Origin of the sequence: Roseateles sp., from assembly GCF_044373315.1 — a bacterium.
Classification (GTDB): Bacteria; Pseudomonadota; Gammaproteobacteria; order Burkholderiales; family Burkholderiaceae_C; genus JACDQM01.
Window position 1 is genome coordinate 1 of record NZ_JBILQK010000144.1, and the last position, 5,875, is coordinate 5,875.

Annotated in this window: 7 protein-coding genes; 4 read left to right on the forward strand and 3 right to left on the reverse strand. The window is 64.1% G+C overall.

The window, feature by feature from the left end:
- Nucleotides 1–235 precede the first annotated feature (235 nt).
- Nucleotides 236–862: an FMN-binding negative transcriptional regulator gene (locus ACIQ67_RS18895; protein ID WP_397535924.1), complete on the forward strand. Its 627-nt coding sequence runs from the start codon at nucleotides 236–238 to the stop codon at nucleotides 860–862.
- A gap of 89 nt (nucleotides 863–951) precedes the next feature.
- On the opposite strand, the gene vapC is transcribed toward ACIQ67_RS18895, so the two are convergent.
- The 3 genes from vapC to ACIQ67_RS18910 form a co-directional block, all read right to left on the reverse strand.
- The gene (gene vapC / locus ACIQ67_RS18900; RefSeq protein ID WP_397535925.1) at nucleotides 952–1,362 is read right to left on the reverse strand and encodes a tRNA(fMet)-specific endonuclease VapC; all 411 of its coding nucleotides are present in this window, start codon (nucleotides 1,360–1,362) and stop codon (nucleotides 952–954) included.
- The gene (gene vapB / locus ACIQ67_RS18905) at nucleotides 1,362–1,595 is read right to left on the reverse strand and encodes a type II toxin-antitoxin system VapB family antitoxin (protein ID WP_397535926.1); all 234 of its coding nucleotides are present in this window, start codon (nucleotides 1,593–1,595) and stop codon (nucleotides 1,362–1,364) included. The genes vapC and vapB overlap by 1 nt, the downstream gene beginning before the upstream one ends.
- 257 nt (nucleotides 1,596–1,852) lie before the next feature.
- Nucleotides 1,853–3,538, reverse strand: coding sequence for an electron transfer flavoprotein-ubiquinone oxidoreductase (locus tag ACIQ67_RS18910; RefSeq protein ID WP_397535927.1), 1,686 nt, complete (start codon nucleotides 3,536–3,538; stop codon nucleotides 1,853–1,855).
- Between the two features lie 294 nt (nucleotides 3,539–3,832).
- Between ACIQ67_RS18910 and ACIQ67_RS18915 the strand changes: the two genes are divergently transcribed.
- From ACIQ67_RS18915 to ACIQ67_RS18925, 3 genes are read left to right on the forward strand one after another with little or no spacing between them, the layout of a single operon-like run.
- The gene (locus ACIQ67_RS18915) at nucleotides 3,833–4,615 is read left to right on the forward strand and encodes an SDR family oxidoreductase (protein ID WP_397535928.1); all 783 of its coding nucleotides are present in this window, start codon (nucleotides 3,833–3,835) and stop codon (nucleotides 4,613–4,615) included.
- Between the two features lie 11 nt (nucleotides 4,616–4,626).
- Nucleotides 4,627–5,274 carry a YceH family protein gene (locus ACIQ67_RS18920; RefSeq protein ID WP_397535929.1) on the forward strand — a complete coding sequence of 216 codons (648 nt, stop codon included), beginning with the start codon at nucleotides 4,627–4,629 and terminating at the stop codon, nucleotides 5,272–5,274.
- The gene (locus tag ACIQ67_RS18925; RefSeq protein WP_397535930.1) at nucleotides 5,271–5,693 is read left to right on the forward strand and encodes an acyl-CoA thioesterase; all 423 of its coding nucleotides are present in this window, start codon (nucleotides 5,271–5,273) and stop codon (nucleotides 5,691–5,693) included. The genes ACIQ67_RS18920 and ACIQ67_RS18925 overlap by 4 nt, the downstream gene beginning before the upstream one ends.
- Nucleotides 5,694–5,875 lie beyond the last annotated feature (182 nt).

The following is a 5,875-nucleotide window of genomic DNA, read 5'->3' on the forward strand; positions in this document are numbered from 1 at the left end:
CTGGTTCGACAAACTGGGCTTGCCCAGGCTCTCATAACCTCAAGCGCTCGAACCGCCTGGTGCGGACCCGCATGCCCGGTGGTGTGGGAGGGGTGGAGTCGATAATGGCTCACCCCTATCCCGATTTGCGCGCAGCGCTGCATCGACCTGGTCAGGGCTTAGCGTGCGCTGTCGGCGGATAGCATCGACGCTTCAACAAGAACATTTGCGACGTCCTTCGCTGAACGCACTGCCCATGTACACACCCAAGCACTTCAACTTGCCTGAGCTCGCGCTGGCGCAGCAGCTGATTGATCAGCAGCCGTTCGCGCTGTTGATCGGCCCCGACGCAGAAGGACGCAGCTTCGTCACCCATGTGCCGCTGGTGCGTGGCGGCGCAGGTGAAGGCGGCGCGGACTGGTGGCTGGAAGGTCATATGGCGCGCGCCAATCCGCACTGGCCCTGGCTGGCCGCGCAGCGCGAGTTGCTGGTGGTGTTCAACGGGCCGGATGCCTATGTGTCGCCGCGCCATTACGAGAGCGCGCTGGCCGTACCGACCTGGAACTATCTGGCGGTCCACGTGCATGGCGAGTTGGAACTGATCGACGATGCTGCCGCGAAGGATGCTTTGCTCAAGCGCCTGATCGCGCGCCATGAGCCCGAGTACGCACCGCAGTGGCGTGGCCTGCCCGAGGACTTCCAGCACAAGCTGCTGGGCGCGATCGTCGGCTTTCGCATCCGCGTGCGCAGCATTGAAGCCAAGGCCAAGGTCAGCCAGAACCGCAGCGCGATTGAGCGCGCGCGCATTCATGCGCATTCGCAACAGGGCACGCCGGACGAGCAGGCCTTGGCCGTCTGGATGCAGCGGCTGGGGCTGGTCTGAAGCGGGCAGGGTCTTACTACGCTGTTGGCCCAAGATAGGTAACCGTCGCGAAGCCCAGAGTTGTGTCTGACGCCCGGCAAAGCCTTGGCTTATGGGGCTGGGCTGACCCAGTTTTCCAATTCAAGTGCAGGCACGCGCTCGAATTCAGCCATGTTGTTCGTCACCAGCACCAAACCTTCGCTGCGTGCATGGCCTGCGATGTGGAGGTCATTCACTCCTATGGGTTGGCCGAGCTTTTCCAGACAGGCACGAATGGCACCGTAGTGCTGGGCGGCCTTGGCGCTGTAGGGCAGAACGACCAGGCGGCTGCAAAAGTCCTCGATGGCTGACAGGTTCTCGTTCACGCGGCTACTTTTCTCTGCGCCGTGCATGAGTTCGGCCAGGGTGATGGACGAGATTGCCATGCGGTTGGCATTCGCGTTGAAGGTAGCCAGTACCTCGATGGGGCGCCGTTTCAACACGTAGATGACGATGTTGGTATCCAGCAGGTAGCGCAGCATCAGAGCGCTTCCCGCTCTGCCTGGTTCTGATTGGCGCGTTCGGGCAGGAAGTCTTCGCTGACGCTGGGGCCACTCAGGAAGAAGCTGTCCCAGGTTTGGCCAATAGGGGCGAGGATGCGCTCGTTACCCCTGACACGTATTTCTACCTTGAGGACACCCTCGGGCAGGCGCACGTCCAAGGGAAGGCGAACTGCCTGGGTGCGGTTATTGACAAAGACAGTTCCTACGGACATGCCAAGCTCCTCATGAGGACGTATATGGCAATTGTATATTGCGCTGCGGGTGCGTCAACTCGGCGTCTTCAAGCAGCCGATGGTTACGCATCACTGCGTGACGGCAATCTGCCGGAAGCCCTCGCCAATGCTTGCTCTCCAGGGTTTCGTGGGCCATCGGCGTAGTAAGACCCAGCGGGCAAGAAAATTATCGAATGCCTAGGCACGCGGCGGGCTGATCTCACCAAGCCGGGCAGGGCGCCCGGTTCGGTAGCGGCTTACATGCCGGCGTAGTTCGGACCGCCGCCGCCCTCGGGCGTGATCCAGACGATGTTCTGCGTCGGGTCCTTGATGTCGCAGGTCTTGCAGTGCACGCAGTTCTGCGCGTTGATCTGCAGGCGGTCGCTGTTGTCCTCGTTCTTGACGAACTCGTAGACGCCGGCCGGGCAGTAGCGGCTTTCGGGGCCGGCGAACTTGGCCAGGTTCACCTGCACTGGCACCTCGGCGTTCTTAAGCGTCAGGTGGGCCGGCTGGTCTTCCGCATGGTTGGTGTTGGAGATAAACACCGACGAGAGGCGGTCGAAGGTCAGCTTGCCGTCCGGCTTCGGATAGTCGATCTTGGCGCACTCGGCCGCGGGCTTCAGATAGACATGGTCGGGCAGGGTGCGGTGGATGGTCCAGGGCGGCACCTTGACGCCGAGCTTGGGCAGGAACCACTGCTCGATGCCGGTCATCAGCGCGCCGACGGTGTTGCCCTTCTTGAACCACTGCTTGAAGTTCTTGGAGCGCTGCAGCTCGGCGTGCAGCCAGCTCTGCTCGAAGGCGGCCGGGTAGGCGGCCAGCTCGTCATGCTGGCGGCCGGCGCTGACAGCCTCGAAGGCGGCCTCGGCGGCCAGCATGCCGGTCTTGATCGCCGCATGACTGCCCTTGATGCGCGCGGCGTTCAAGTAGCCGGCATCGCAGCCCACCAGGGCTCCGCCCGGGAACACGGTCTTGGGGATGCTCAGCGCACCGCCGGCTGTGATGGCGCGGGCGCCGTAGCCGATGCGCTTGCCGCCCTCGATGTGCTTGCGGATGCTGGGATGCGTCTTCCAGCGCTGCATTTCCTCGAAGGGGCTCAGCCAGGGGTTCTTGTAGTCCAGGCCGACCACATAGCCCAGCGTGACCTTGTTGCCCTCCAGGTGGTAGAGGAAGCCGCCGCCATAGGTCTCGCCGTCCATCGGCCAGCCGGCGGTGTGCACCACCAGGCCGGGCTTGGCTTGCTCGGGCGACACTTCCCACAGTTCCTTGATGCCGATGGCATAGCTCTGCGGGTCGCTGTTGGCGTCGAGCTTGAAGTTGTTGATCAGTTGCTTGCCCAGGTGGCCGCGTGCGCCCTCGGCGAACACCGTGTACTTGCCCAGCAGCTCCATGCCCAGCTGGAACTCACCGGTGGGCTCGCCATCCTTGCCCACGCCCATATTGCCGGTGGCCACGCCGCGCACCTCGCCTTTGTCGCCGTAGACGATCTCGGCGGCGGTGAAGCCCGGGAAGATCTCGACGCCCAGCGCTTCAGCCTGCTCACCCAGCCACTTGGTGACCGCGCCCAGCGAGATCACATAGTTGCCGTGGTTGTGGAAGCACTCGGGGATCAGCCAGTGCGGTGTCTGCGTCGCGCCGGTTTCGTTGAGGAACAGCACCTCGTCGCCCGACACCGGCTGGTTCAACGGTGCGCCCAGCTCTTTCCAGTTCGGGAACAGCTCGGTGATTGCGATCGGATCCATCACCGCGCCAGACAGGATGTGGGCGCCGGGCTCCGAGCCCTTTTCCAGCACCACCACCGAGATCTCCTGGCCCTTCTCGGACGCCAGCTGTTTCAGACGGATGGCGGTGGCCAGGCCGGCCGGGCCGGCGCCCACGACGACCACGTCGTACTCCATGCTTTCACGCGGGCCGTACTGGGCAACAAGATCTTCGGAGCTCATGCTTGTCCTTGCTTTAGTTGAGTCAGGGTGCGTGGGCTGCCCCCTGGCGATTGCGCCGGATTCTAGCGGCGCATCATCAAAAAATAGCACGATCGTTCTTTTTTGACATCGTCCGTCGCGCCGATGCGGCGACACACCGCGCCAGGCCGCTGGGTGACATCGGCGGGCCGTGGCTGCGTGCTATCGTTTTGCGTAACTCCCACGGCACTTGGCGGGTGGCCCTTGCCAGAGCAGGCGGCTCCTTCGCCACTCGAGCGGCCGTGGCATTGAACACAGCAGAAAGACGAGCAAGCGATGAGCTACAGCATTGACCTGTCGGGCCGCGTGGCCCTGGTGACCGGCGCCTCCAGCGGCCTGGGCGCGCAGTTTGCCAAGACCCTCGCCCAGGCCGGTGCCGGCGTGGTGCTGGCCGGGCGGCGCATCGAGCGCCTGAAGACCTTGCGTGCCGAGATCGAAGCCGCTGGCGGCGATGCCCATGTGGTGACCCTGGATGTGACCGATCTGGACAGCATCAAGTCGGCCGTGGCGCATGCGGAGACCGAGATGGGCACGATCGACATCCTGATCAACAACTCCGGTGTCAGCACCACGCAGAAACTCACCGACGTCACCGAGAACGACTACGACTTCGTGATGGACACCAATCTGCGCGGCGCCTTCTTCGTGGCGCAGGAAGTCGGCAAGCGCATGCTGGCCCGTTCGCGCGGCGCTGCGCCTGGCACCTTCACCGGCGGGCGCATCGTCAACATCGCGTCGATGGCCGGCCTGCGCGTGCTCAGCCAGATTGGCGTCTATTGCATGAGCAAGGCCGCAGTGATCCACATGACTCGCGCGATGGCGCTGGAGTGGGGCAAGTTCGGCATCAACGTCAACGCCATCTGCCCGGGCTATATCGACACCGAGATCAACCATCACCACTGGAGTACCGAAGGTGGCAAGAAGCTGGTCGATCTGCTGCCGCGCAAGCGCGTGGGCCAGCCGCAAGATCTGGACACTGCACTGCTGATGCTCTGCGCCAACGAGAGCCACTTCATCAACGGCGCGGTGATCCAGGCCGATGATGGCTTTGGCGTCTGACCGAGGGTCCCATGCCGCTTAGGAACCTCACCCCCGTCGAAGCCCGCGTCCTGGCCGTGCTGGTCGAGAAGCAACACACGGTACCTGACAGCTACCCGATGTCGCTTAACGGCCTGACGCTGGGCTGCAACCAGAAGACCGCGCGTGATCCGGTGATGAATCTGGCCGAATCCGAAGTGCTGCAGGCGCTGGATGAACTCAAGTCCATGAGCCTGGTGTTTGAAGTCAGCGGCAGCCGCGTGGTGCGCTTCGAGCACAACGGCGCGCGCGCGCTGGGCGTGCCAGGCGCCGCGCTGGCGCTGCTGACCTTGCTGATGCTGCGCGGCCCGCAAACCCCGGCAGAGTTGCGCCTGCACACCGAGCGCCTGCACCGATTCGCCGACATCTCTTCGGTCGAAGGCTTTCTCGACGAGCTGGCCGAGCGCGAGCCGCCGATGGCCGTCAAGCTGCCGCGTGCGCCTGGTGCGCGCGAGGCTCGCTGGGCGCATCTGCTGTGCGGCGAGGCGGGCCTGCCTGCGCCCGGCGCCGCAGTCCCCGTGGCTGCTTCGGCACGTGACGAGGATGTGGCCCTGCTGCGCGCCGAAGTCGATCAACTCAAGGCCCAGGTGGCCCGGCTGATGAGAGAGCTGGGCCTGGACGAGCAAGCCCCCGCATCATGAAGCTTGAAATCCCCGAGCAGAAGAAGCTGGTCCATGAGATGCGTATCCCCATCCGCTGGGGCGATATGGATGCGATGGGCCATGTCAACAACACGATCTACTTCCGCTACATGGAGATCGTGCGGGTGGACTGGCTGGACAGCCTTAAAGCGGCGCCCAACCCGCAGGGCCAGGGCCCGGTGATCGTCAATGCCTTCTGCAACTTCTACCGGCAGCTTGAATACCCTGGCGAAGTGCTGACCCGCCACTACGTCTCCAACCCGGGCCGCACCAGCTTCGATACCTGGATCACGATGGCGCGGGCCGAAGACCCGCAGACGATCTACGCTGCCGGCGGCGCCACCACGGTGTGGATGGATTTCCCGGCGCAGAAGTCGACACCGCTGCCGGACTGGCTGCGGCGCATCGTGGAGGGCTGAGCCGCGGCGCTCCAGCAGCGGACGTGCCATGGGCCTGCTGCAACTGTGGCTTGCTCAATCGGGATAGGGGTGAGCCATTATCGACTCCACCCCTCCCACACCACCGGGCATGCGGGTCCGCACCAGGCGGTTCGAGCGCTTGAGGTTATGAGAGCCTGGGCAAGCCCAGTTTGTCGAACCAG